Origin of the sequence: Exiguobacterium sp. SH3S3 (genome assembly GCF_004337115.1) — a bacterium.
GTDB classification, from domain to species: domain Bacteria; phylum Bacillota; class Bacilli; order Exiguobacteriales; family Exiguobacteriaceae; genus Exiguobacterium; species Exiguobacterium aurantiacum_A.
This window is the reverse complement of sequence record NZ_SJUU01000003.1, coordinates 163,790-189,244: the sequence shown is the minus strand read 5'-3', so window position 1 is coordinate 189,244 and position 25,455 is coordinate 163,790. Positions and strand designations below refer to the sequence as shown.

The 25,455-nt window shown below is 52.5% G+C and carries 23 protein-coding genes; 11 read left to right on the top strand and 12 right to left on the bottom strand.

The features are described 5' to 3' along the window. Nucleotides 1-110: 110 nt before the first annotated feature. From EVJ28_RS04340 to EVJ28_RS04325, 4 genes are all read right to left on the bottom strand, one after another. On the bottom strand, nucleotides 111-2,195 hold the full coding sequence (locus EVJ28_RS04340) for a heparinase II/III family protein (RefSeq protein WP_131488075.1): 2,085 nt from the start codon (nucleotides 2,193-2,195) through the stop codon (nucleotides 111-113). Between the two features lie 102 nt (nucleotides 2,196-2,297). Then, nucleotides 2,298-2,948 (bottom strand): hypothetical protein, encoded by a 651-nt coding sequence (locus tag EVJ28_RS04335; protein WP_131457867.1) that lies wholly within the window; start codon nucleotides 2,946-2,948, stop codon nucleotides 2,298-2,300. Nucleotides 2,949-2,999: 51 nt separating this feature from the next. Beyond that, a complete protein-coding gene (locus EVJ28_RS04330; RefSeq protein WP_131488073.1) occupies nucleotides 3,000-4,205 on the bottom strand; it encodes an NAD(P)/FAD-dependent oxidoreductase in 1,206 nt (401 codons plus the stop codon). A gap of 98 nt (nucleotides 4,206-4,303) precedes the next feature. After that, nucleotides 4,304-7,810: a chitobiase/beta-hexosaminidase C-terminal domain-containing protein gene (locus tag EVJ28_RS04325; protein ID WP_131488071.1), complete on the bottom strand. Its 3,507-nt coding sequence runs from the start codon at nucleotides 7,808-7,810 to the stop codon at nucleotides 4,304-4,306. Nucleotides 7,811-8,197: 387 nt separating this feature from the next. Between EVJ28_RS04325 and EVJ28_RS04320 the strand changes: the two genes are divergently transcribed. From EVJ28_RS04320 to EVJ28_RS04300, 6 genes are all read left to right on the top strand, one after another. Then, the gene (locus tag EVJ28_RS04320) at nucleotides 8,198-8,953 is read left to right on the top strand and encodes an alpha/beta hydrolase (RefSeq protein WP_131470217.1); all 756 of its coding nucleotides are present in this window, start codon (nucleotides 8,198-8,200) and stop codon (nucleotides 8,951-8,953) included. 168 nt (nucleotides 8,954-9,121) lie between these two features. Further along, nucleotides 9,122-10,777, top strand: coding sequence for a glycoside hydrolase family 13 protein (locus EVJ28_RS04315; protein ID WP_131470281.1), 1,656 nt, complete (start codon nucleotides 9,122-9,124; stop codon nucleotides 10,775-10,777). Nucleotides 10,778-10,825: 48 nt separating this feature from the next. Next, the gene (locus tag EVJ28_RS04310; RefSeq protein ID WP_131470218.1) at nucleotides 10,826-11,158 is read left to right on the top strand and encodes a hypothetical protein; all 333 of its coding nucleotides are present in this window, start codon (nucleotides 10,826-10,828) and stop codon (nucleotides 11,156-11,158) included. A 64-nt stretch (nucleotides 11,159-11,222) separates the two neighbouring features. After that, nucleotides 11,223-11,426, top strand: coding sequence for a YwbE family protein (locus tag EVJ28_RS04305; protein ID WP_016508010.1), 204 nt, complete (start codon nucleotides 11,223-11,225; stop codon nucleotides 11,424-11,426). Between the two features lies 1 nt (nucleotide 11,427). Then, nucleotides 11,428-11,595, top strand: coding sequence for a hypothetical protein (locus EVJ28_RS14195; RefSeq protein ID WP_016507944.1), 168 nt, complete (start codon nucleotides 11,428-11,430; stop codon nucleotides 11,593-11,595). A gap of 347 nt (nucleotides 11,596-11,942) precedes the next feature. Beyond that, on the top strand, nucleotides 11,943-13,403 hold the full coding sequence (locus EVJ28_RS04300; RefSeq protein ID WP_131488069.1) for an alanine/glycine:cation symporter family protein: 1,461 nt from the start codon (nucleotides 11,943-11,945) through the stop codon (nucleotides 13,401-13,403). A gap of 45 nt (nucleotides 13,404-13,448) precedes the next feature. On the opposite strand, the gene EVJ28_RS04295 is transcribed toward EVJ28_RS04300, so the two are convergent. Both EVJ28_RS04295 and EVJ28_RS04290 read right to left on the bottom strand, forming a co-directional pair. Next, nucleotides 13,449-14,249, bottom strand: a complete 801-nt coding sequence (locus EVJ28_RS04295; RefSeq protein ID WP_131470220.1) for a formate/nitrite transporter family protein — start codon at nucleotides 14,247-14,249, stop codon at nucleotides 13,449-13,451. Nucleotides 14,250-14,345: 96 nt separating this feature from the next. Next, a complete protein-coding gene (locus tag EVJ28_RS04290; protein ID WP_070328049.1) occupies nucleotides 14,346-14,732 on the bottom strand; it encodes a VOC family protein in 387 nt (128 codons plus the stop codon). Nucleotides 14,733-14,812: 80 nt separating this feature from the next. Here EVJ28_RS04290 and EVJ28_RS04285 point away from each other — a divergent pair, with 80 nt between their 5' ends. Genes EVJ28_RS04285 through EVJ28_RS04275 form a run of 3 tightly spaced genes read left to right on the top strand, consistent with a single transcriptional unit; the run spans nucleotide 14,813 to nucleotide 18,090 of the window. After that, on the top strand, nucleotides 14,813-15,931 hold the full coding sequence (locus EVJ28_RS04285) for a GTPase (RefSeq protein ID WP_131488067.1): 1,119 nt from the start codon (nucleotides 14,813-14,815) through the stop codon (nucleotides 15,929-15,931). Between the two features lie 12 nt (nucleotides 15,932-15,943). Then, nucleotides 15,944-17,086: a YcjF family protein gene (locus EVJ28_RS04280; protein WP_131488065.1), complete on the top strand. Its 1,143-nt coding sequence runs from the start codon at nucleotides 15,944-15,946 to the stop codon at nucleotides 17,084-17,086. A 41-nt stretch (nucleotides 17,087-17,127) separates the two neighbouring features. After that, nucleotides 17,128-18,090, top strand: a complete 963-nt coding sequence (locus tag EVJ28_RS04275) for a 2-hydroxyacid dehydrogenase (RefSeq protein ID WP_131457859.1) — start codon at nucleotides 17,128-17,130, stop codon at nucleotides 18,088-18,090. A gap of 47 nt (nucleotides 18,091-18,137) precedes the next feature. Here the strand turns inward: EVJ28_RS04275 and EVJ28_RS04270 are convergent, their stop codons facing one another. The 4 genes from EVJ28_RS04270 to EVJ28_RS04255 all read right to left on the bottom strand — a co-directional run bounded on the left by EVJ28_RS04270 (nucleotide 18,138) and on the right by EVJ28_RS04255 (nucleotide 20,707). Next, complete coding sequence (locus EVJ28_RS04270; RefSeq protein WP_131457858.1) at nucleotides 18,138-18,749, bottom strand: YflT domain-containing protein; 612 nt, start codon at nucleotides 18,747-18,749, stop codon at nucleotides 18,138-18,140. Between the two features lie 13 nt (nucleotides 18,750-18,762). Next, nucleotides 18,763-19,278, bottom strand: a complete 516-nt coding sequence (locus EVJ28_RS04265; protein WP_131457857.1) for a YflT domain-containing protein — start codon at nucleotides 19,276-19,278, stop codon at nucleotides 18,763-18,765. Nucleotides 19,279-19,392: 114 nt separating this feature from the next. Next, a complete protein-coding gene (locus EVJ28_RS04260; protein WP_131457856.1) occupies nucleotides 19,393-20,214 on the bottom strand; it encodes a hypothetical protein in 822 nt (273 codons plus the stop codon). Nucleotides 20,215-20,293: 79 nt separating this feature from the next. Continuing rightward, nucleotides 20,294-20,707, bottom strand: a complete 414-nt coding sequence (locus EVJ28_RS04255; RefSeq protein WP_016507946.1) for a methylglyoxal synthase — start codon at nucleotides 20,705-20,707, stop codon at nucleotides 20,294-20,296. Nucleotides 20,708-20,931: 224 nt separating this feature from the next. Here EVJ28_RS04255 and EVJ28_RS04250 point away from each other — a divergent pair, with 224 nt between their 5' ends. Next, nucleotides 20,932-22,704, top strand: a complete 1,773-nt coding sequence (locus EVJ28_RS04250; protein WP_131457855.1) for a mechanosensitive ion channel — start codon at nucleotides 20,932-20,934, stop codon at nucleotides 22,702-22,704. A gap of 119 nt (nucleotides 22,705-22,823) precedes the next feature. Further along, on the top strand, nucleotides 22,824-24,302 hold the full coding sequence (locus tag EVJ28_RS04245; RefSeq protein ID WP_131457854.1) for an HD domain-containing phosphohydrolase: 1,479 nt from the start codon (nucleotides 22,824-22,826) through the stop codon (nucleotides 24,300-24,302). Nucleotides 24,303-24,341: 39 nt separating this feature from the next. Here EVJ28_RS04245 and EVJ28_RS04240 read toward each other — a convergent pair whose 3' ends face one another. Further along, on the bottom strand, nucleotides 24,342-24,644 hold the full coding sequence (locus EVJ28_RS04240) for an AzlD domain-containing protein (protein WP_131457853.1): 303 nt from the start codon (nucleotides 24,642-24,644) through the stop codon (nucleotides 24,342-24,344). Beyond that, nucleotides 24,641-25,372: an AzlC family ABC transporter permease gene (locus tag EVJ28_RS04235; protein WP_131457852.1), complete on the bottom strand. Its 732-nt coding sequence runs from the start codon at nucleotides 25,370-25,372 to the stop codon at nucleotides 24,641-24,643. Before EVJ28_RS04235 ends, EVJ28_RS04240 begins: the two co-directional genes overlap by 4 nt. Nucleotides 25,373-25,455 lie beyond the last annotated feature (83 nt).

The window sequence follows — 25,455 nt, the reverse complement described above, 5'->3', positions numbered from 1 at the left end:
CATGTTGCCTCCCCATAAGTATGCTCTCCCGACGTAAGCCGTGATTGACCTACTGTACGGTTTTTCCCTAACGCTACGAGAAGAAACCCCCATTTTAAAATGGGGGTCGGTTAGCGCAGCATCGACAACGTCTTCGTCGTTCCATCTGATAAGGTGTATCGGACGATATAGTGGCGGGAGGTCGTCTCCATTTTGTAGGAACTGATTTTCGTCGGTTTTTCCCCGATGTGAAGGAGTGTCAAGTACGTCACACCTTTCCCGCGCTTTGTTGTCGCGACTTGATTTCGTTGTTGCCAATCGTAATCGCGGTACGAGACGTGACTCGACCCGACGGCGAGTTTTGGAATCGAGCCGACCTCAAGTTGCAGGAGATGGAGCGAGCGGCCAGTCGCGTCTTTGAAGTAAGCGTATCGACTGCCACTCGCCACCCGGTGCAATCCGACACCGAGATGGAACCGCTGGACGAACGATTCGGTCACCGGACTCGTGACCCGGTCATAGACGAGCACCGTCCCGTCACGGTCATAGGCGAGACGCCGAGTGTGCGACATGCCGTTCCCGATCAATTGGCTCGTCGCGGAAGCCGTCCACTGAATCGAGGAGGTCCCGACCGACGTGATCTGGCTTCGTCGCAAGTTGCTCGGGATCAATCGGAAGCTTTGCCCGGCAACGTGAACCGTATTGTGAGCAGCGGCTTGGAGCACGACGTTCCGTTCAGGACGCTTCGTGTACGCATAACGTCCGCTCTCGACTAGGAAATCGCGGCCGTAACCGTACAAGTCGATGGACAGGTCGTCAGCATGTTTATGGATGTTGCTATGGTAACCAGCCGTCATCGTCACTTGGACGGCGTCTTGGAACGGTCCGGAGCGTCCTCCCCAATGTTGCCTGAAGAATGCGTATTGATTGGACAGTCGGCCTGCCTTGACCGTAGGCTGCACTCCGGCCTTACCTCCCGTCATCGCATAGAGGAGGTGGGGATACCGTTCAATGTAAGGGATGGCGTCCGTTCGGTGGGTGATGGACGGTGTGTCGCCGAACATCGGCAACGTGCCGTTCGGTTTGAGCATATACGTGAGCGCCACCGGCATGTCTTTCACGTCACGCATTCGACTCGACAGCGCAAAGCGGTTCGCCGACGCCCAATCATTGAAGCGGGCGAGTGTGTCATATAGATAGATTTGATAGTAGGGTGAGTGTTCGAGATGGACGCCGTCCGCACTCAAACTATGGTTCAGTTGTCTCGTCAGTCGGGTCGTGGCAAGCCCTCGCCAAGCCGCAGAGCGGTCAAAGGATCGATGCGTCTCGGCAACGGCCGAGAGCGCCATGTCTTGAAAGATACCGTGGTTGTTATTCGGTTTATAAAAGCTCGTCTTCGCCAAGAGCGTCGCGTGTTCATAAAGTGTTTTCGCAAACAGTTGTGAGAACGCTGGGTCAGTATTGACACGCGATGTCCGGAATACGTTCCAAAAATTGAGCAAATGGAACGTACGGATCGCGGTACCGTGGTCATGGTAAGGCCATGGGTGGCGCGTATAGGCTGAAATCGGATATTGCTTCGTCCAGCTCGAGATGATTCGCTTCCCGTAACGGAGATACTCATCTTGTCCGGTGGCGGCGTAAGCTTGCGTCAGTTGGTTAAGTGTCGTGAAATAGTGAATTTGAAACTTGAATGAGTTTGAATCGACGTTTGGGACGTACTTGTCGAATCGATATGTATCAATATTTGGGACGCGCAACTGATAGGGTGGTGATGGGATATACCAATTCCCCTTTATGGCGGCGTTGGCTCGGGCGATGGCAGTCGAGTCTTTCAGCTTGTCGTAATAGTAGGGGATGTGTCCGCGCGTCAGCGTCCTCATGTATTCGTGAATAAGCCGTGTGTTTGCCGAGTCCGCAATCGCGGTTAACGATAGGTTCGTCGAAATCAGTTTTCCATCTTGCTTCCTTACGTACCAGGTCGTTCTTCCGTCAACGAGGCGATAGTAGGCACCCGATGTCGTGACGGCTCGAAATATTTTCGTGCTTTTTAGCGTCGTCTTCGGGATGAGTGTCTTGCCTGAAAATTGATAAAGTATGGTGCCGGCGGAGACGCTTACTTGATATGGGGTTGGCGTCGCAGCTTCGACGTTTTCGGGTGAAATACTAATGTTGATCAGGAGCAATAAAACCAAGACGATAACGGAGCGTCTCATAAAGTGTCGTCCTTTCTGGAGCACGATTCAGCAAAAAATCCCTGCCCCATACAGTTAGCCGTTGGGGGAGGGAAGTCCTGCTTGTTTAGTGAACGAAAGGTGTCACAACGCTGCCCAAACGCTCTGCTTCAAGACGATATGCTGCACTTTTTCAGGCTCGAGATCGTATTTCGTCGAGATGGTCCGGGTCACTTTTGCTTTCAAATCAGGGTCGTTGGATTGTTTCGCCTCGTAAATCTTGTTCCACTCTTCCCAGACACGTACCTCGCCTTCAGATAGTTGGCCGGTCCATTCCTTCTCGCGAAGTTGCCAACCGAACACCATGTCGTCGTAGTCGCCGGCCTCGACCGTCTCGGCGAGCGACCAGTCGCCTCCTGGCGCGTAGACGGCCTGACCGAGGGGAGAGTCCGTGCCAATATACGCCTCGTGATCATAAAAACGGATCAACGCGGCTTGGAACGTGTCTCGTTCGGTCACGTCACGCATGACGTCATGGCTGATGGACTGGAGCGTCTCGACGTCAGGACGTCCGTGGACGACGACATCGTATTCATAGCGGACCGCGTCATCTTCATGTATCGGTTTGCTCGCTTCAATCGTATAAGTTGCTTCGTGCTGAGACATCTGCTCGGTTTTGTCTTTCTGTTTCGGCGGGTCATTCGGCCACACGTAAGCGGTGAACGCGATGGCAGGGACGAGCAGCAGCGCTCGTCTCAGACGATATACCCACTTCGGTTTTCGTTTCGATTTCATGGTTATCACTTCCAATCTTATGTATGAAAAAATCCCCTGATCGCCAGGGGATTAACGCGTCCGATCTAATCGTACGAGCCGTGCATCCGAATTGTCGATGCCGCGCACTAAATCACTCAAGATTTTAGAACCTAACATGCTGTAAACCGTACCGTTACCGCCATACCCGAGCAGGTAGAACAGGTTTTTCCGGTCCGGGTGTTCCCCGATGAAGGGCAGGTGGTCGATTGATTCACCGAACAGAGCTGCCCAAGCGTATTCGACTGTCAAATCGTACATCGGGAACAGCGCCGCGACTTCTTGGCGAATCCGCTCGGCCCGATTACGGATGAGCGCGTCACTATGAGGTGTCTCTGGTTTTTCCTCGTCGAGGCCACCAGCGATGATCCGGCCATCGACCGTCGTCCGCAAGTAGAGGTAAGGACGCTTCGTCTCCCAAATGAGCGCCTGTCCGTCCCAATCCTTGAAATCCTTGATTGGATTCGTCGCGATGGCGTAGGAACGGTTGAGCTCGATGCGATGGGTGTCGAGCAGTGGTGCCGGCCCGTAACCGGTCGCGAAGATGACGTGTCCAGCTTTGAACGTCCCGTCTGGCGTCAAGACGAGCCAGACGTCTCCGTCAGGTACGACCTCCGTCACGTCCGTCTCCTCGAAAATCGGAACGTCGTTCATCGATAGGTGGCGAACGACTTGGCGGCTGAGCGTGAGCGGGTTGACTTCAGCATCGCCTTTTGTGATCAGTGCGGCCGGTTTATCGAATGGGAACCGGTCTTGGAGTGCCGTTTGATCAAGCCATTCAGCGTCAAACCCGTGCTTGGTGAGCATCTCATATTCACGTTTCAGTTTGGGGACATCTGCCTCCTCGCTCGCGAAGCAAAGGCTGTCGCGTCGGATATAGACGTCTTTTGCGTCGACGGTCTCGGCGACCTCGTCGAGCGCATCGACCGCCTCCCTACATAATTTATAGAAGCGGACGGCATCGACTTCCCCGATCTGGTCAGCAAGCTCATGCAACATGATGTCGTTTGAATATTGGATGAGCCCAGTGTTCGCCGCCGTACTTCCGGCTCCGACTTTCCCTTTGTCGAGGACGGCGAAGTCGATGCCGTCCTTATAAAGCGTGTAAGCCGTCAATGTGCCGGACATGCCGGCTCCGATGACGAGCACGTCGTACTGTTCTTTTTGGATCGGCTTTTGTAAGACGATCTGTTCCGACTCAGTGATCGGCCAATATAAGTTCCCGTTGTGCATTTCCATGACGTCATCCTCCGATAATCAGCATCTTCTTCTTAATGCCCGAATTTTGAGATTGAAAACGCAAAAAACCGCAGACGAGATGTCTGCGGTAGCGTTCGTTATTTTTTGACGACAACTGTTTTAGTAGACGCGCCTTTCGTATACGTGATGCGTTTGACGTTCTCGGCACCACGAATTTCTGCAAGGTTCGTCCCGTCGACGATGACTTCTTTGACGGTCGCGCCTTTAAAGTCGATGATGGCACCGGCTTGTTTCGGCTTCACTTGAACGACGACGTTTTTGAGCGGGTCACCCGTCAATTCCGTGTAAACGCCACGCACGAAGATGCCGTTCTTGAAGTTCGTCCCTTTACCGATCGTCACGCCGATGAAGTCGTCTTGAAGGACAAGACGGGCAGCCTTATTGTTCTCGACCGTGTAGCGTTTCACGTCGACAACGGGTTCCGGTGTGAGGTCGATTTGCGCGAGGACCGGATCGTGGTCACTGGCCCGGCCCGACATCTCTGTGAAGTCGGCGTTGACGTGGATCATATCGATCTCGGTCGTTGCCGCTAAACGGTTCGACACGAGGATGTGGTCGAGCACTTGCGAGTTCCCTTGGTAGACGTAAGAGTAACGGTCGACGGCAGGGACTTTCTCGACCATGTTCGTCATCAAGTCACCTTTGAAGATTTGAAGCGCGTCCGAGAACTCGAAGTCGTTGAAGTCACCGAGGGCGACGACGTTCGCATCCGGGTTATCGGCTTTCACGTCCGCTACGAAGTTGTGGACGAGTTGTGCGATTTTTTTCCGTTGCACTTCACTGCCGAGCACGACCGGCTGTTGTGAACCGAAGAAGCCGGTGTCGCCGCCTTTTGAATTCCAGTGGTTGGCGATGACGACGACGTTCTCGCCTTGGAAGTCGAACTGGGCCGCGAGCGGCTTACGTGAGCTGTTGAATGCTGGGTCGAGTGGCGCGATTCGGCCCGGGTTATGTGTCAATTTTCCGTTTTCGTAACCGACAGCCGTTGTCGCGTCACCGGCAGGGATGCCTTCCGTGAGCGAGACGCGCTCCGGATTGTACAAGAAGCCGACACGAATGTTGGCGTTCGGTGCGCCGCCATCTTGATTATTCTCCGGATCGATGTTGACGTACTTGTACGACTTGCCGCCGATTGAGACGATATCATCGATCAAGCGTTGATAGCTTTGGTCAGCTGCAGCATCTCCTGTGCTTTGACCGTTGTTGTCTTGAACTTCGGTCACGCCGATGATGTCCGGGCTGTTCAACTCTTCGACGAACGCTTTCGCCAGTTTGAGTGCTTTCTCGTCCGACGTCTCCTTCACGTTGTTCGAGAAGTTCTCGAGGTTGTAAGAAGCGATCGTCAACTTGTCTTCTTCTGCCTCGATGAATGTCGTCTCACGCTTGGCATCACCTTTGACGAAGGCAGCTTTCATCTCATCGAGACCTGCTTGAATTTTGTAGTTTCCATATGAATAACCGACGACACCGACGATCGGTCCGTTGAAACGGTCACCGGTCGCGACATCGAACTCACGCGCTTCTGCGTTCGGTTCGAGACGGAACTGGATCCGTTCCGGGTTGGCGTCGTCTTTTTTGAGGAGCACGCCGCCGTTGAACGTCTCGGTCGGTGTCCCTTCGAGAACGGTCACGAGATCGCCGTACTGCTGCGGCGACACCGATTTGAGATTTCCGGTCTCGACGCGCATCCCTTCGAGGCTTTCCCAGAAATCGATGGCGTCTTTGTCTGGATTGAAGACGGCGAGGGCGTCGCTGTCGATAAACTCGGTCGGTAAGTTCGACTCGTCAATCTTCACTGGCGTCGGGAGTGTGACGCCACTCTTCACGACATCGACTTGTCCGTTGCGTGTATCGATTTGTGTCATCAACATATCTGTCCGTTGGCGATCGCTATAGCCTTCGATCGCATACTCGCTGACGACACCTTTCACGCTGACGAGGTCTCCGACTTGAATGCCGGCGATCGAACGGCCGCCATACAAGATGATGCCTTCTGACGTGCGTGCGTCTTGGTCTGCTTCCATGTCCGGTGTTTGAATGTAGTAATACGTCGTTCCCATCGAGACGAACGTGTACGTGACGATTCCTTCGACGCCTTCGACCGTTTGGCCGTTCATCGGTGACGTATGGCTCGCGCCTTGGATGTCGTGGATGCGGATCTTATCCGTGATCTTATAGTCGTACGTCGTCACGGCGCTGAACGCATCGCCTGACTTGACGGCGACTTTGAGCGTCTTCGTCGTTTCGACACGGACTGGATCTGTATAACGTGTCCCGTTCACTTTCGGGTCTGACCCGTCGAGCGTGTAATAGATCTCAGCGCCCGCAGTCGTCGTCGAAAGCGTCACGTCTTGAGGTCCGACGAACGTGCCGGCGCCTGGCTTCGCTGTCGCAGGGCGGAGGACAGATGCGTCAATGACCGTGTCAGACGTGTCGCGCGGAATGATTTGATAGGCATCATCGAACTGTTGAACGATCCCGGTGATTGATGAGTAATTGACGTCTGTCTGTAAGTCGAGACTGCCGCGCTCGTCGCGGACGATAAACTCTTTCGTCCCGTCTGTCGCCGTCAAGTTTTGGCCGCTGCCTGTTAGTGTGACGTTCTTCACCGTCACGAGTTCAGACTCGACGTCTTCGTTGACTTGATCGCCCGTGACGACTTGTGCGGTCGGTACGTTTGACGTTTGTTTCGAGACGACGACGGCGCTGTTCAATTGAAGGAGTTCACGATATGAACCGACGACACCCGTGACGACGACTTCGTCACCGACGTTGACGGCGAGCGAAGTCGGTCGGACCGATAGGCCGCCAGTCGCGTCTTGGATTGAAATCGTATTGGCGAGTTTTGCCGTGACGACCCCTTTAATCGTGACCGTCTCGCCTTCAGCCTTCGTGCGGGCATCATTGATCGAGATTGGTGTCACTGGTGCCGGTGGTTCTTCCGACCCGCCATCCCCATACTCGACACCTTGGAACGTGTGCTTACCGAGATCCGTGAACGAATCGGTCGGGAGTGAGGTCCATTCGGTGGCCGGATCGAACGCATCCGTACCGTTAGCATCTCCGGTCGTGACCGTATCTTTACGAATCAACGTCTGGTCAGCGGTTGCGACGCTTGTTCCCCATTTTGTGCCCGGGTCGACACCGATTTGACCGAAGACGTCGAGCACAGTGTCACCTTTTTTCAAGACGAGCGTGTCATCACCGTTAAAATTCGTCACACCGCTCGTCGCATTTGATTTTGCCTTGAGCGCCTCACTCGCACTGCCGTTGACGATGACATACGTGCCACCCGGTTGCAGGGTCCCCGTCAAGTTGAGCGTCGTTCCAGGAGCCGTCCCGCCGTTTGAATACAGTTCGAGCTTGTAGGCAGAGAGGTCGATGGCTGAATCGGTTCCGTTGAACAATTCAATCGCTTTGTTGTTGCTTGATCCTTCAATATACTCCGAGATGAATAAGTCTGCTGCGTTCAACGTTTCGGCTTGTACGTTTGCCGCGATCGGCGTCATGCTGCTGACGATCAGTCCGGCTGATAAAGCGAGGCCGGTCATTTGTTTGAGTGAACGTGCTTTTGGTTTCCCCATGTTGTAGTCTCCCTTTGGTATGTAGATGGCCGATACGATTTCCCGATTCGTTTGGTCACTTGTTGAGCGTTTAGCCCCCTCCTAGTCAATACGAGAAATGATAGCGCTTACATTATTCGACTAGTGTCTACGAAAATGGCTCGTTACGACTCCATCGATTGGTGTATTTGACTATCATTTACCAACTTTGCAACTACATGTTAAACATAACCAAGCAGACGTCAGAACTCAATCTTCTTTTAACGAAGTTCATATTACATTTCGATTACAAGGTAATGAGTTTTTGGATTTTTCCCTTTTAGGTTGACGACAAGGCCATGAACTCTTACAATTCATTAATACAAATTAAGTGTATCGGTTAACTGTGAATTAATAGGGAGGAAACGAATGACGACGACTACTTATCCGGTCATCCCGGGAGCGGGGACCTTTTATTATGAAGGGAATCAAACCGGGATATTATTATGTCACGGTTTTAATGGGACGCCACAAAGCGTGCGCGATGTCGGGATCGACTTGATGGAAAAGGGCTTCACGGTGTATGCACCTCGCTTGACGGGGCACGGGACCGACCCCGAGGACTTTAGATGTTCGACGAACAAGTGCTGGTATGAGAGCATGGAAGCAGGTATCCGCTTCTTGCGCGAGCGATGTCGCCACGTCATCGTCGTCGGACAATCGATGGGCGGGACGCTCGCCTTGAAAGCCGCGCTCGCTGGCCTTGCCGACGCCGTCATCACGATCAACGCGGCGTTGTCTGTACCGGGCTACGCGTGTCATGCGGCTGACGACGTCTGTCGCTTCATCGACGAGGACGAGCCGGATATCAAGGCAAATGACGTGTATGAGATCGTCTACGACAAAGTACCGACGTCGGCCATTCGCGAATTGCTCGCTTTAATCGAGGAAGTTCGGCCTCGTGCGTCGGACGTGGACGTTCCGACGTGCGTCATCCATTCCGCTGTCGACCACGTCGTCCCGCCGGAAGATTCGATGTGGTTGTATGACAAGATTCAGGCGCCGAAGCAGCGTATCGTTTTGGAGCAATCGTACCATGTGGCGACGATGGACCATGATCGCGGTCGGTTAGCCGACGCGATCGGTACGTTCTGTGAACAAGTGACGACGGTTGAACAAATGTAGTCTCTAAGACTGCATTTTTATTTGCACTTCTTTGCAAACGCTTGCACTAATGATATTGTAAGATTAGATTTACCCAAACAGTGGTATGTACCTTCATTGATACTAATCGTAGGCTTAGGAGGAATTTGGCGTATGGAGACGGCGTTCAGACAAATTGAGAAGCAAGGCATCGCCCGGGCATGGTGGAAAGAAGCCATCGCCTATCAAATATACCCACGCAGTTTCAAAGATTCGAACGGGGACGGTATCGGCGACCTCCGTGGCATTATCGAAAAGCTTGATTACTTGGAAGACCTCGGCATCGATGTGATCTGGCTCTGTCCGATGTATAAATCACCGAACGATGACAACGGCTATGACATCAGTGATTACGAAGACATTATGGAAGAGTTCGGGACGATGGAAGATTTCGATGCGTTGCTGAGCGCGGTCCATGCGCGAGGGATGAAGCTATTGCTAGACCTCGTCGTCAACCATACGTCAGACGAACATCCATGGTTCGTCGAATCGAAAAGTTCGAAAGACAACCCGAAGCGGGATTGGTATATATGGCGAGACGGATCAGAAGACGAGCCACCGAACAACTGGGCCAGCATTTTCGGCGGCTCGGCCTGGGAATATGACGCGGCGACCGAGCAGCACTACCTTCACGTGTTCTCTAAAAAACAGCCTGACTTGAATTGGGAGAATGAAGAAGTGCGCGGTGCAGTCTACGATATGATCAACTGGTGGCTCGATAAAGGAATCGATGGGTTCCGGGTCGATGCGATCAGCCACATTAAAAAGATGCCGACCGAGACGACGTTGCCTTCCCCGGATGGCAAACGTCACGTCACGGCGTTCTCGATGTATTCAAATATCGAGGGGATCCACGAGTATCTCCAAGAGATGAAGCGAGAGACGTTCGCCAAGTACGATATCATGACGGTCGGGGAGACGAATGGGATCGAGCCGAAAGCGGCCGACCTGTGGATGGGACCTGGAAACGGGGCGATGAACATGGCGTTCCATTTCGACCACGTCGATATTATGCGCAAGTCCCGGCTCGCCCCGCTTGACGTCGTCGAACTGAAGCGTATTTTTGACAAGTGGCAACAAGGGTTGCTTGAAACAGGGTGGAACGCCCTCTATATCGAGAACCATGACATGGTGCGTGCCGTCTCGCTCGTCGGGGATGAGAACCACTATTGGCGTGAGAGTGCGACCGCGCTCGGGATGATGTACTTCTTCATGCACGGGACGCCGTTCATCTATCAAGGGCAAGAAATCGGTATGAAGAACGTGCCGTTGCCATCGATTCACGACTACGATGACGTCGCGACAAAGAACGAGTACTTCGAACGGATCGCCAACGGGATGAGTGAAATCGACTCGATGCAACACGTTTGGGGGACGTCGCGCGACAACGTCCGGACGCCGTTACAATGGGACGCTTCGCTGCACGGCGGCTTCTCGTCAGCCACCCCGTGGATGCCGATCCATGCCGAGTACGAGACGTTGAACGTGGAAGCACAGTCTAAAGACGTGAACTCGATTCTGTCGTTCTACAAGGCGATGATCCGACTGCGCCGAGCCGAGGAGACGTTCACGTATGGAAGTTACCGCGATCTCTTGCCGGAACATCTGCAAGTATTCGCGTATGAGCGCAAGTTCGAGCAACAATGCTTTTATGTGCTCGTCAACTTGACGGCGAATCCGGCCGAGACGACGCTTCCTGGTCTTGACGAGGCGACACTCGTCTTGACGAATGAGGTGGACCCGGAACCGATCGAGCAAGACACGTTCATGCTGAAGCCGTTTGAAGCCCGGTTATATCGCTTATAATGACGAGACACCTTCCATTCGGGAGGTGTCTTTTAGGAGGGGGTCAGTATGCATCAGATCGAACTCGGGAACGACGACGTCACGGTTCGATTCATCATTGCTGAGGCTAATCGTACGACGTTAAAACTCGTCCTCGCTCGAGACGCAGAAATGGTCCGGACAGCTGACTATGTCTCGTTTGGACGAGACCTTACCGAGGCGTATGAGCAATTGAGTGGTAAGGCCCAACTTCAAAATGAGAGCGGCCGGACGATTTTAAGGATTGCGTTCAACAGGGGACGGGTCGATGTCTCAATCGCGTGGGGACAAGGCGTGATGACGTTTGCGACCGATCAAAGTTATTTGACGAAAACGCTTGGTCAGATCGGTCCGTTTGAATAGACTGTGACAAATGCGGGAAAAGAGCATATGATAGAGGTTGACTATACGGAAAGGGGTGTCGGGTATGGATGGTAAGAAACGCGCGGACATTCGCCCAGGACTCCACGTCCAGATCGTCCTGAAACAAGATCAGCGGAGCGGGAAGTTGACGAAAGGCGTCGTCAAAGACATTTTGACGAACTCGCCAAGTCACCCGCACGGCATTAAAGTACGCTTAAACGATGGACAGGTCGGTCGGGTAAAAGTGATCGAAGCTGGAGGTGAATAATATGAGTGAAAAGAAATTGAGTTTCCAAGAGGCGATGAAGCAAAAACTCGCCGAGAAGAAACAGAACGAAACGAAAGTGCCGACAGGACTTCGTGGGACGAAGCAAAAACCGTTGACGAACCAGTTGACGAAAAAGCCGAACAACCAGAAGAAACGGACCGGCGTATAAACCAAGCAGTTGCTCATGCGAGCGACTGTTTTTTTGTTGGGGTCAATCAGGCGACGCATCAATGAAATGACGATCGTTGAAGTTACGCAGGTGAATCTTCTTTTTAAAAAGTGAAACCTTAAATCAAATAACAGAATAAAAATGATGATTTATTCATTCTTCCAAAATAGTATGTAAGCGCTTTAAGTGTTGGTTTTTCAGTCTTTTTGTTGTGTATCATGTGAATTTTTTGTGAACTCACCTATAAAAAAATTGTTGCTAATTGTCAGAATCTTTGTATAATTCAGAACTAAGACATCATAAAAAAATCTTCAACTTAGATTTCCACAACAGGGAGGAACTTATTCATGGAAGCTGTACAAAACTTGTTACAAGGAAGCGTCGACTTTTTAAACAACATCTTATGGTCGTACGTGCTTATCGTCGGATTGATTGGGGCCGGGATTTACTTTACGGTCAAGACAAGGTTTATGCAGTTCCGCTACTTAAAAGAGATGTTCCGTGTCGTCACAGAAAAATCAGATGCCACAGATAGTAAGAGCATCAGCTCGGCGAAGTCGTTCTTCATCGGAGCGGCAACGCGAATCGGAACTGGTAACTTGGCCGGGGTCACGGTCGCGATCACACTCGGTGGACCGGGAGCAGTGTTCTGGATGTGGATCGTCGCCCTCGTCGGTGGCGCTACCGCGATGATTGAGAGCACGCTCGCTCAAGTGTATAAAGTAAAAGACGACGTCGCATACCGCGGCGGTCCAGCTTACTACATTGAAAAAGGGCTCAACAACCGCGTCCTTGGTATCATCTTTGCAGTATTGATCGCATTCACGTTCGGTCTTATCTTCAACTCGGTACAATCGAACACGATCGCAGCAGCGTTTGATAACGCGTTCGGTCTCGAAGCTGCAGTCGGTGGCGCTATCCTCGTCGTCTTGACGGGTCTCGTCATCTTCGGTGGCGTCCGACGTGTCGCGAACTTCTCGGCAATCGTCGTACCGATCATGGCTGTCCTTTACTTGATCGTCGCTCTTTATGTCGTCGTCGTGAACATCACAGAAATGCCAGCCGTCCTCGGCATGATCTTCAAGAGCGCGTTCGGAATCGAGCAAGCGTTTGGCGGTTCGGTCGGTGCGGCTATCATGATGGGTGTCCGTCGTGGTCTCTTCTCGAACGAAGCTGGTATGGGTTCGGCACCGAACGCAGCAGCGGCAGCAGAAGTGTCACACCCGGCGAAACAAGGTTTCATGCAGACGCTCGGTGTGTTCTTGGATACGTTGATCGTCTGTACGGCGACAGCGGCTATCGTCCTCCTTTCGGACAGCTACGCGGCTGGTAACGGTGAAGGGATCGCACTCCTTCAAAACGCGTTGGCTGAGCAAATCGGTGCTTGGGCACCTGGCTTCATCGCCGTCAGTGTCCTCTTGTTCGCATTCAGCTCGATCGTCGGTAGCTACTACTACGGTGAGACGAACATCGAGTTCATCAAGAAGAGTAAAGGCGCTGTCTTCGGTTTCCGCCTTCTCACAATGGGCTTTGTCTTCCTCGGTTCGGTCGCGAGCCTCGGCTTCGTTTGGAGTCTCGCCGACTTGTTCATGGCCGGTATGACGCTCATCAACTTAGTCGCCATCTCGCTTCTCGGCGGTGTTGCCTTCAAAGTACTTCGTGACTACGAAGAGCAACGGGCCCAAGGTCTCAACCCACGCTTCTCGGCCCGTAAGCTCGGCATCGAGAACACGGAATGTTGGGACGTCGACGAGGACGAAGTCGCAGAAGGTACGGTTCAAGTCGCCGCTGCCGATTCGTCAAAATAATCATTTACGCAACAACAGGGGCCCTGCATCGGGGCCCCTGTCTTTTTATGCGTTCTGGCGGAGCGTTTCCACGTTCGCCGTCCCAGGTTTTGCGTTCAAATGGAGGTACGTGCCGGCGACGAACAAGGCGCCCCCGACGATGTTGCCGAGTGTGGCAAACAGTAGATTATAGAGTGCGAGCCCGATGTTGATGGCTTCAGACGGCGCATAATAGAGGGCGAGCCCGAAGATACCCATGTTGGCAATCGAGTGCTCGAAACCGGCGGCGAAGAAGACGACGACCGGGAGCATCGTCAACATGATTTTGGCGACGTCGTTTTGCGTCTTAAGCGGCATGAAGATGGCGATACAGACGAGTACGTTACAGAGGATTCCTTTTAAGAAAATAGCGAGTGCGTCACCGCTCATCTTTTTCGCGGCGACGACGGATAAGAGATGGTCGCTACCGACCTCACCCATACTGTGGGCGCCGATGACGAGTACAGTGAGCAACAATGCGCCAACCAAGTTGCCGACCCAACTGATGCCCCATACTTTGACGAGATCGCTCCATGCGACACGTCCACGCTTCGCACCGGTATACAAGTACATCGTGTTGCTCGTGAACAGCTCTCCGCCCATCCAGACGATAAAGACGAGTGCGACCGAGAAACTCATGCCGGCAAACAGAATCGTCCCTGGTACATCGATAAACATGTTTCCGACCGTAAATGCGAAGACGACCCCGATCCCGATCAAAAAACCGGCGACGATTGAACGAAGTGCGTATTGAGCGAACGAGTGACGAAGCAGCGTCGCTTTTTTATGGGCGGCTTCTTCCATATAATCGATAACTTGTTTTTCCATTTGAATAAGACCTCCTTTAGACAACTTAAGTCTAGGAGGTCTTAAAAAAGTTTGCAATTGTTTTCACAAACTTTTGATGAGAGGATTTGTATCCGTTCACATCGTTGCCACGAGTTCGACTTTGATGCGGTCCGGGTCTTCGAAATAGAGCGCGACGTAGTTCGGACCGCCCGCATACGGAAAACGGTCGGCGTACAGCTCGTTGAAGCCGTAACGGGACAAGCGACTGCGAAAAGATTCGAGTTGCTCCACCGATTCAGCGTGAAAGGCGAGGTGGTTCAGTCCTGTTCGCTTCCGATGGTACGAGGGTTCGAGGTATGCCGGTTCGGTTTGAACGAAGACGAGGTACGTCTCACCATGACGATAACTTTTTCCGTGTTCCCATTGTTGGTATACCGTATACCCAAGCTCTGTGAGGAGCCAATCCCAAGCGATTAAACTTTTGTTCAGGTCAGAAACATAGAGCTCTACGTGGTGAAGCATGCGTCTCATCCTTCCGTCGGACGTTTCAAAAGCGGCCGTTTAGTATAATGGTATTATACAACGACTGCAGGGGGAACCATATGGACAACACGGGGCTTGTCTCGAACATATTGATCGCGGGAAAAACAGGCGTCGGCAAGAGCGCCTTCTTGAACTATATTTACGGACGTGACGTGGCCGAGTCACGGGCGGGCAGCCCGGTGACGGCAGAAGGCCTGCACGAATACGAGTATTACGATCTTGAACGCGGGATCTTGTTCCGCTTTTTTGATACGTGGGGACTTGAAGCCGACCGGTCTGAAGAATGGCATGAAGCGGTCATCGCCGTCGTCAATAAGCGGGAAGGGGCACTCGACATCGCTGACTGGTTCCACACGATTTATTATTTGCTGTCAATCAACTCAGGTCGTGTCGAAACGTATGAGCTCGAGGCGATTTTGAAGCCGCTTTACGCGAAAGAGAGCAACGTCACCATCATCTTGACGAACTATAATCCGGACAGCGCGATGAACGTGGAGAAAGCCGAGGCGATGGAAGACGTCTTGATGCGAGAACTTGGCATCAATCGTGACGCCATGATCCGAGTGAACAGTGTCGAGAAAAAGCTGCTGAGCGGACAAGTCGTACCGACGCTCGGTTATGAGGCGGTCTGGCAGCGGAACCGAACGAACCTCTGGCAGGATGTCGAGCGGAAATTACCGCTCAACTTGACCCGGCATTTATTGGACGAGCTCGAAGCGTGGCGCGACCGCAGTTACCGTTCGGCTGAAAAAATTCGGATAATCACTCCGCAAGCGATGATTAGCTGGAAAGCGCGTCAAATCGAAAAAGATTTGGAGAGCACGCTCGAACAGGCCGCGCTCACGACGGAAGAAGCGATGGCGCAGGGGGTCCGTCATTACATTCAACTGATGGAGCGCTATCCGCTCGTCGGCAAAAAGGCGGACGTCGGTTTCAAGACGCGCCGGGTCGAACTCGGCTTTGATTATTCATTTAAGCGGACGATTCGAAAGATGGTGCTCGGGATGATTCCTGGCATTCATTTCATTTACTGGGCGTTCAAGCGTCGGACGGCGGAGCGAGGCATCAAAAAAGCCATCGACCAACAGTATGAGACGGTCAGGCAAGCGATCGTTCAGGACGTGCAACGTGGATTCGAGAACGAGATGAAGCAGCTTGGGCGTACGCTCAAGCAATGAGGAGGAAGTCATATGGAGAAAAAAGTGCCATTTAATTTAGATACGTACGATTTGAAAGAGGAGTTAGGTCGCCTGCGGGGCGAAGTCAAAAAACCAAACATATTGATCGCCGGTGCGACCGGTTCTGGGAAGAGCTCGGTCGTCAACCATGTGTTCGGTCGCGATTTGACGAAAGTGGCGGCCGGCGAGCCGGTGACGCGTGGAATCCACCAGTTCATGAGTGATGACATCGCGATCGTCCTCTATGATAGTGAAGGGTACGAGATCGGAAGTGAGCGCCAACAGGCGTATGCCGACGAAGTCATCGGCTTCGTCGAACGGGCGCAGACAAAACCTGCGGCCGAGCAGATGCACCTCGTCTGGTACGCCATCAACGCCTCGATGAAACGGGTCACACCGCTCGATCGGACGCTGATCAAACAGTTGAACGACGTCACTTCGGTCGCAGTCTTATTGACGCAAATCGATCAAGTCGACATGGATGAATTGACGGCGCTGCGAAACGAATTGGCTGGAGTCGTACCGGAAGACGCAATTTTTCAGGTGAGTGTCGCCGGTGAGTTATTGAACGATGCTGAACTTCGGGACCACCTTGACTGGGAACGTCTCGTCACATGGTCGGTCGAACAGCTCGACCAGTCACTTCAAGAAGGATTGCTCATGGAGATTCACGCGGAGAGCGAAGCGATGCTCAAGCTGAAACGTAAGAAGGCGAACCGGATCATCTCGGGCTATGTCGCGAGTGCTGGGACGGCTGCTGCCGTGCCACTCCCGTTCGCGGATGCCATCGCGTTGACACCGATCCAAGTGACGATGAGCGTCCACTTGTTCCGTTATTGGGGCGTCAAAGCGAGCGATGACATGTTGAAAACGTTGATTGGCAGCACGATCATCCCGCAAATCGGACGGACGCTTTCGAAGACGCTGTTGTTGAACGTCATGAAGTTCTTCCCGGGTGCGAACGCGGCGGCGAGCGTGATCAATGCGACAGTGGCATCCGGGATCACCTGGGCAATCGGCCTTGCTATCAATGAAGTCGCGTATCGCAATGCGATGGACTCTTCGAAGACGATCGAGCAACTGCTCAACAGTGACTTTAGTTCATTGTTCGATCAGTTCATAAAAGAGAATCCGATGTCGAAAGACAAATCGTGATTCGAAGTTTGTTACGATGAGAGAGAACAGGGGGAATGGATATGAAGAAACGAATTTACATCACACGACGTCTGCCAGAAGAAGCAGTGGCGCCGCTGCGAGACAAGTATGACGTCCGCATGTGGGACGAAGAGGCGGTGAGCGTACCGCGTGACGTCTTGTTGAAAGAAGCAGCATCGGCTCATGCGCTATGGACGATGCTCAGCGACACGATCGACCGCGAGTTGATCGAACAGGCGCCTGACCTCGCAGTCATCTCGAACTTGGCCGTCGGTTATAACAACATCGACATCGAAGCGGCAAAACAGCACGGCATCGTCGTGACGAACACACCGGACGTCTTGACCGAGACGACAGCGGACCTCGCGTTCGGACTCATGATGATGACCGGGCGCCGGCTCGGAGAGGCAGAACGTGACTTGCGGGCGGGGGAATGGAAATCGTGGACACCGATGGGCTACGTCGGGATGGACCTGTATCAGGCGAAGCTCGGGATTATCGGGATGGGACGCATCGGCGAGGCGGTCGCACGCCGGGCCCGCGGCTTTGACATGGACGTCTTGTACCATAACCGGACGCGTCGTCATGAATCGGAGTCGATGTACGGATTCGTCTACGCCGAACTCGATGACTTGCTCGAGCAGTCGGATTTCGTCGTCGTGCTCGCACCGCTCACCGAACAGACGCGTGGCATGATCGGCGCCGACCAGTTTGCCAAAATGAAAGACACGGCCGTCTTCATCAATGTCGCCCGCGGCGAGATCATTGATGAGTCGGCACTGTACGAGGCGTTGAAAGCCAAGCAAATTTGGGCAGCGGGGCTCGACGTGTTCGCGAAAGAACCGGTGGCGATGGACCATCCGCTCTTGACGCTTCCGAACGTCACGACGCTCCCGCATATCGGCAGCGCCACGATCAAGACGCGCCTCTCGATGATGGCGCTCAACCGAGAAGCCATCGTCAACGTACTTGAAGGGAAAGAACCAAAAAATCGATTGACGTAAAAAAAGAGGAACCTGACATCATGTGTCAGGTTCCTCTTTTCTGTCCATTAAAAGCGGCGAATGTTGTCTGGATCTTCAACATCGTTGCGTAACGCTCGGTCATCGAGCCCGCGAAGCTTCGCTTCTTTATCGTTCAGTTTGGATTTTTCATCAAGCGTGTCTTGTTCTTGATCGACGGCCCGGTTCGGGTTGTCTGGTGCGGATTCGTTAAAAGGCTTCGAATCGACTTCCAAACCGTCAGCGGTATGATGTCCTTGATGGCCTGTATCGTGCTTCGACTCGTTGTAAGGCGCCGAATCGATTGTCAAACTTTCATTGTGACGGCGTTCGTAGTCTTCATCGACATAGATCAAAATCTTGCCGGCCTCGACGTCGCTGTAATGGCGGTTGACTTCTTCTTCGCTCAGTCCCATGTTGCGGAGCCCGGCGTGAACGTCTTCGTGGCCGCTCAAGAATGAACGGACTTTGTCGAACCAACTTGTATCGTGTGAGGCCTCGGTGTGCACGTCCGTTTTACGGCGCAAAATCGAGACGCTGTCCTCATGTTTGGAGACGACGTATATGTCTGAGTCTTTGTATCCTTTGACACGTAGCTCTTCGATTTTTCCTAGAGCCGATTCTTGCGTGTCATACATGCTAATAAATCGTTTCTCACTCATGGTTGTCTCCTCCTTATAATCGGCGATGGTCCTCTAAGCCGGAATGTCCCCGTACAATCGGATCTTCTTTCGTACCGCGTGGTTTTTCATCATGATCATTGAACGGTTTGGCGTCGAATGCAATCCCGTCTGCCTTTTCCCCTTGATCGTGGTCGAGTTCACTGTCTTTTTTATACATATTCGGATAGCGCTCGTACGAATGTTTATCAACGTAAAGCAACAGTTTGCCGTCGTCGATGGCTGAATAGTATTCCTCTGCCTCGGCATCGCTAAGACCCATATTACGCAGCTCATCGCGAATCCGGTCGCTGCCGTGAAGGAATGCTTTGACGCGGTCTAACCAATTGACATCGCGAATCCCAGACTCGGCGTTCACGTCGGTGTGATCGCGCAATGCGGAAATTTCCCCGTTCCGCTTGGCTACGACATGCATATTTTTCTCCGCTTCCCCGGCCTTTTTGAGTTCGTTCACTTTGTCCATCACTTCTTGCTCGCTATGAAATAACCCAATCATTTTACGGTCTGACATGGTCTGCCCCCTTTATCATCTCGTCTTTCGATTAAATTGACGTCACGGTATTAGTAATTTCCGTTCTGGCGAATGTTCAAACAAAAAACGCCATCTCATCTGAGACTGGCGTCATTAATAGTAAATGGTCATCGTATCGTTCCCTAGATGGCAACGCGTGCTCTTCCAGACAAACTCGGCGAGTGTCCACAGCGCCATGAAGCCGCTGATCGCTAACAACACTAATGCGTAGATGGGCGTCAATTGAATCAAAAACGACCATCCGAGCGTGAACAGGAGCGGTTGAATCAGGATCACGAAGCCGACATACACGAGAATGATGAGCAGTGCGAACAAGATGCGGCGTCCGATCGTCTGAAAGTGGTGACGGAAGCGCGTCAGTAAACCGAAGACGGCACCGGTCAGTAAGACCGGCAGCACGAAGGCGAAGTAATCGAGTGGATACGAGGCCGTCGGTGCACTGAACAGCCGCAGACTGAACAAGTCGTCCATGACGAGCAGCAGGTTGGCGTAGGCGAACGCGATAATCATGCCGAGCAGCCAGCCGAACTGGTTCCAAATGCGGCGAGACGATTTGATCGCCTCGATTTTTGTGTAGGCGAGAAACGAGACGTCACGCTTTTCGATGTCTTGGAGTTCGAGCTGCGTCTCGTTCAACCGCTCGACGGCCCAGTCGAACTCACGGTTCGCTTGCACCTTCTCATGCATTTTAAGTTCGCCTGACTGCTCGATGATGGAGCGGTAACGGCGACGATACTCGTCGTTCGTTTTTGGTTTTTCGATCAAGAACATCGCATAGGCGCGTGGGTCTTGACTCGTCAGGCCGTCGAGGGATTGACCGCTTCTTTCTGCTTGTTGAATATACCCGGCCAAACTGTTGAGCAAGCGCTCCGCTGTTGAGTTGTCGTCTAACAGTTCAGACAGATGCGTTCGCACTTGTTCGTAAAATTGCTGTACGGTCGGGTCGTTCGATACATGTGGGTTCAGGACAATTCCTCTCTTCTATATAAAATGGTCATACAGGCGGTTCGTCGTTATGGGAAAGTTTGAGCGATTCAAAGTCGCCTTGTTCGATGCTACGAATCAAGATTTCACTTCCGCCCATGTTTGTGGCGAGCGGGATCGAGTAGACGTCACAGAGGCGCATCAATGCACTCACGTCCGGCTCGTGGGGTTGGGCGGTCAACGGGTCGCGGAAGAAGATGATCATATCCATCTCTCCACGGGCGACCGAGGCGCCGATTTCTTGGTCACCGCCGAGCGGTCCCGACTTAAAGCAATGGACCGGAAGTCCCGTCGCTTCGGCGACACGTTTTCCGGTCGTTCCCGTCGCGAACAAATGATGTTTCTCTAATACGTGAGAATAGGCTTTGACGAGTACGATTAAATCATCTTTTTTCTTATCGTGGGCAATCAGGGCGATGTTCATCTTGACTCCTCCTTAAAAAGACTTCTTCTTAATTCGTATCATATTTGAACTAGAAAGACACGCCTTGTTTATCAAGGTAAAATTTTCCTTAAAAAATATTTTTCCAGTTAATATTTATTCAGGGATAAGAATTGTCTATGTTTAGGCATATGAAAATGTTGGTATTTATAAAGGGAGTCAAATAAATAATAATCATTTCAAAAGAGATTGGAGGAAGATGTCGGATGAACGATACAACGTATAATTTCAACACGTTCATGTCTTGGTTGCCAGAGCTCTTGCTTGCACTTCTTGTCCTTGTCGTCGGTTTTATTTTGGCGAAAGTTCTGGAAAACGTGACGCGCAAAGCGCTACGTAAAGCGCGCCTCGACGATCGTGTTGGTGTCAAGCAAGAAGGAGAGCCGGAAAAAGCCGGAAAAGAAGAAAAGCGGTGGACACCTGAACGGATCATCGCGAAAATCGTCTTCTTTGGAGTATTACTTCTCGCATTCTTAATCATCTTCGAATTTATGAACGTGCCAGCGATCACGCAGCCGTTTAGCCAAATCTATGAGGGCTTCTCAGGTTTAATTACCGGAGTCGTCAAAGCAGGTCTCATTCTACTCGTCGCCTGGATTATCGCGACGCTCTTGAAAAAAGCGATTCAAATGGCTGGTCATCGCCTCAACTTGAGCAAGTTGATGGAGAAGACAGGTCAGGAGTCGACAAGTGTCAACCAGACGAAATGGGTCGACACGGTCGCAAACATCGTCTTCTACTTGGTGTTGTTGCTAGCACTTCCTGCCGTCCTTGACGCGCTCGGTCTCCGAGGCATCAGTGGACCGTTTGAAGACTTGTTGAACAGCTTCCTCGCCTTCATTCCGAAACTCGTCGCAGCGGCACTCATCTTTGCGATTGGTTATATCGTCGCGAAAATTGTCCGCGATATTTTGACGAAGTTCTTGGAAGCGGCAGGACTCAACAAGTTTGCCGAGAAACTTCACTTGGAAGATTATGTGAAAGGGTCAAGCCTTGCGAAAGCGGTCGGTACGGTCGTCTTCATCTTGATCATGATCCCGGTCACAATTTCAGCACTTGAGGCACTCGACATTCGAGGCATCTCAGACCCTGCCATCTCCATGTTGAACAATGTCTTGGCCATGATTCCGAACATCATCGTCGCAATCGTCTTGATTCTCGCTGGTGTGTTCGTTGCCAAATGGCTCAAAGGGGTGGTCGTATCACTTCTTGAGAATTTGGGCGTCAACTCGCTCGCAAGCAAGATGGGTCTCGGTGGACGTTCGACATCATCGACGTCGATTGCTCAAGTAATCGGCACGATCGTTCAAATCATCATCATCTTGTTGTTCGTGTCGGAAGCTCTGCAAGTCGCCAACCTCGACTTCATGGCCTCGCTCGCGACTGCAATCTTTGCTTACTTGCCGATGGTCATTGCAGCCATCATCGTCTTGGCGGTCGGCTTCTGGCTCGCCAATATGGCAGAGCGTCTCGTCGGCAGCGTGCTCGTCGATGCGTCAGGTCAACCGAGCGTACTACGCCACGTCGCGAAGTATGCGATTCTCGGGATCGCCTTCTTCATGGCCATCAGCCAGCTCGGCATCGCGCCGATGATCGTCAATACGGCGTTCCTGCTTATCCTTGGTGCTGTCGCCCTTGCGTTCGGCCTTGCCTTCGGTCTCGGTGGACGTGAAACAGCAGCTCGCTACTTGAAAAAAGCTGAGAAGAGCATCGATGAGACGGAAGTATCAAAAGAGGGTCTCGAACAAGAGAAAGCACAAATGAATCAAGAAGCTGAAGCTGCGAAGCAACAGGCGAAGCAAGGTATCGATCAGTCGAAACGTGAAGCGGATCAAACGAAACAAGAGTTGAAACGTGAAACGAATCGGACAACGGATGTGACGAACGTGGACGGTCCAGAGCCGAACCCGTTCCATGAAAACATCACGCCAGAAGATAACCGTTCACCCGACGACAACGAAGGTCCACGTCGTCCATAATCAGTGAACTGAGCGAGTCTCTCTAGTGAGAGGCTCGCTTTTTTTTGCGCTGTGAAAAAGGGTGATTTTTGGTCGATAAACAGAATGAGAGAAGTCGGTGAAGAATAGGAGGGGTCAAAGTGTTTGAACGCTTTCAAAATACGTTAATCATGAATTATATCGTCGGTTCAGGAATCGCGGTGTTCGGTGTCGGGGGTCTGTTCATCTTCCAAACGCTCGAACTGTCCCGTGCTGAAGTGATGTCTTTGTTTGCGATCATGGCGGTCTCAGTTGTCGTCATGATCAGTCTCGAATTACTGATGTATCGGCGTCACATCCGGCCGATTCGGAGCGTCTTTCGAAGTGAGGCGCCTAGTTATGAGGCGCTTCAACAGGCGTTCGATCAGACGAGTCACTTTCCGACGTTGACGGTAAAGCGCATACTAGGACCTCATTTATTTGGTCTTTCAGTTTCGTCCATGAGCTTGACCGCATTGGCGATTCAACAAAACTGGATCGATTTGCCGTATCGTTTGATTGGAATGGCGGCTTTTGGGGCGGTATTGATCGCGATTTTACATGCGCTCATCGAGTTCTTTTTGACGTATCGGTCGGTCGAGCCGTTGTTGCTTCATTTACAAGATCAAAGTGAGCAGCTGTACGATACCCCACTCCAGGCGTCGTACCAGTCAATTAGCGTCCGGACGAAGCTTTTGATCAGTATGCTCGTCATCGGGGTGTTTCCGGTCATGTTGTTCATTCTCGCTTCGGGCGTCCAACTGTCGACCGTCGAGCAAGTCGACGCATATTGGCAGTGGGCGGCTTTGATTTTAGTCGTCATCATCGGTGTCGCGACGTTCAGTAGTCTGCTCCTATACGACAACATCAAGCGTCCGCTTGCCACGTTGACACAAGGGGTCGAACAGCTCGATGCCGGCGAGCTGAAACCGATCGATAACCCGTATGCTGATGAGTTTTCGCAGCTGGTGAACGGGTTCAATCAGCTGGTGAAGAACGTCAATGAACGCGAGGACGAAAACGAGCAACTGCTGAACAGCTTGTTCGTCTTGTTCGCGGCTACACTCGACGCCCGTGATTCCTACACAGCCGGCCATTCGGAACGAGTGGCCGCCTATTCTGTCGAACTGGCATACGCGTTAGGTTTACCGCAGGCGCAGATCGAGTTGCTCCGTAAATCGGCGTTGCTTCATGATATCGGGAAGATCGGGATTCGTGACGACGTTTTGTTGAAAGAAGGAAAGTTGACAGATCACGAGTTCGCCCAAATTCAAGAGCATCCGACAATCGGGATTCATATTTTGAATCAGATCACGTTGCCGGTCTCACTTCAGCCACTCATGACGGGTGTACGGTCACACCATGAACGAATCGACGGGAACGGCTATCCAGACGGATTGTCCGGTGAAGCCATCCCGCTCTTTGGCCGCATCATGGCAATCGCTGACGCCTACGACGCGATGACGTCAGACCGTCCGTATCGGCAAGGGATGCCTGTCGAGAAGGCGCTGTCGATTTTAGAGAGCGGGCGCGGCATCCAATGGGACGCGGCGTTCGTCGATGTGTTCGTTCAGCTGCGCCGTGAGGCGTTGTCCGCCTAAACGATAACAGGTCTGTCTCCGCGGAGACAGACCTGTTTGTCAGATGAACGTTTCGACGACGTACACCCCGAGGATGCCACCGAGCACGACGAGCATCAAGTTGACGCGCAGCAAGGCGAGCACGGTCGCGAAGGCGCCTCCGGCCAAGGCTGACGACAGGCTGCTCGTCGAATAGAGGATACCCGGGAAAATCAAGCTCGCGAGCACGGCATACGGCGTGAACAACAAGAAGCGCTTCAAGAGCGGCGGTAACTTCAAGTCGCGCAGCCAAAGGAGCGGCACGAGCCGCGGGACGTACGTGACGAGCGCCATAGCGAGGACGAGCAGGAACAGACTGATCATGTTACGCCCTCCTGTTCATAAAGCAGGGCGCCGACCCCGGCGGCGACGATTGTCGCGATGATGATACTCAAACCCGATGATAGCGGAATGAACGGGGCGACACCCCAATAGAGCACGACTTGGGTCACGACGGCAAGCGCCGCGACGACGATGACCGGTTTTCGCGTAAGCGATGGGACGAGCAATCCGATGAACATGGCGTACAAGGCGATGCCCATGCTCGCCTGGACTGACTGGGGGAGGCCGAAAGCGAGAAATACGCCGATCCATGTCCCGACGTTCCAAGCGAAAAAGGCGATCAAGTTCAAACCGAGGACAAAATGGCCACGTGTCGCTTCGTTCCGAGTCGAGGCGACACTGAACGTCTCATCGGTCACCCCGAACGCGATGGCAGCCAGGAAACGGTTCGAGGTTGTCTCGATCCGTTGCGACAGCGAGGCCGACATGAGGAAATGGCGCAAGTTCAAAATGAACGTCGTCAAGACGATCTCCCAATACATCGAACCGGCCATGATCAATTGAATACCGATGAATTGGCTCGCACCGGCAAAGATGAATAACGACATGGCCAACGTGATGACGTTTGGCATGTCGAACGATTTGGCGAGGAGACCAAACGCGATCGCGATCGGAATATAACCGACCGCGACCGGGATACCGGCGCGCATCCCGGAGCGGAACGCGTCTTGGTTGGATAAGGGAGTAGCTTGCTGGATCGGAGTCGCCATCGGCTCTCCTCCTTTCAAAGTAGGTGATGTCCATTCATTCGAGACGAAGGAATGGTTTCCTGCTCACATGATTAAAAAATAGG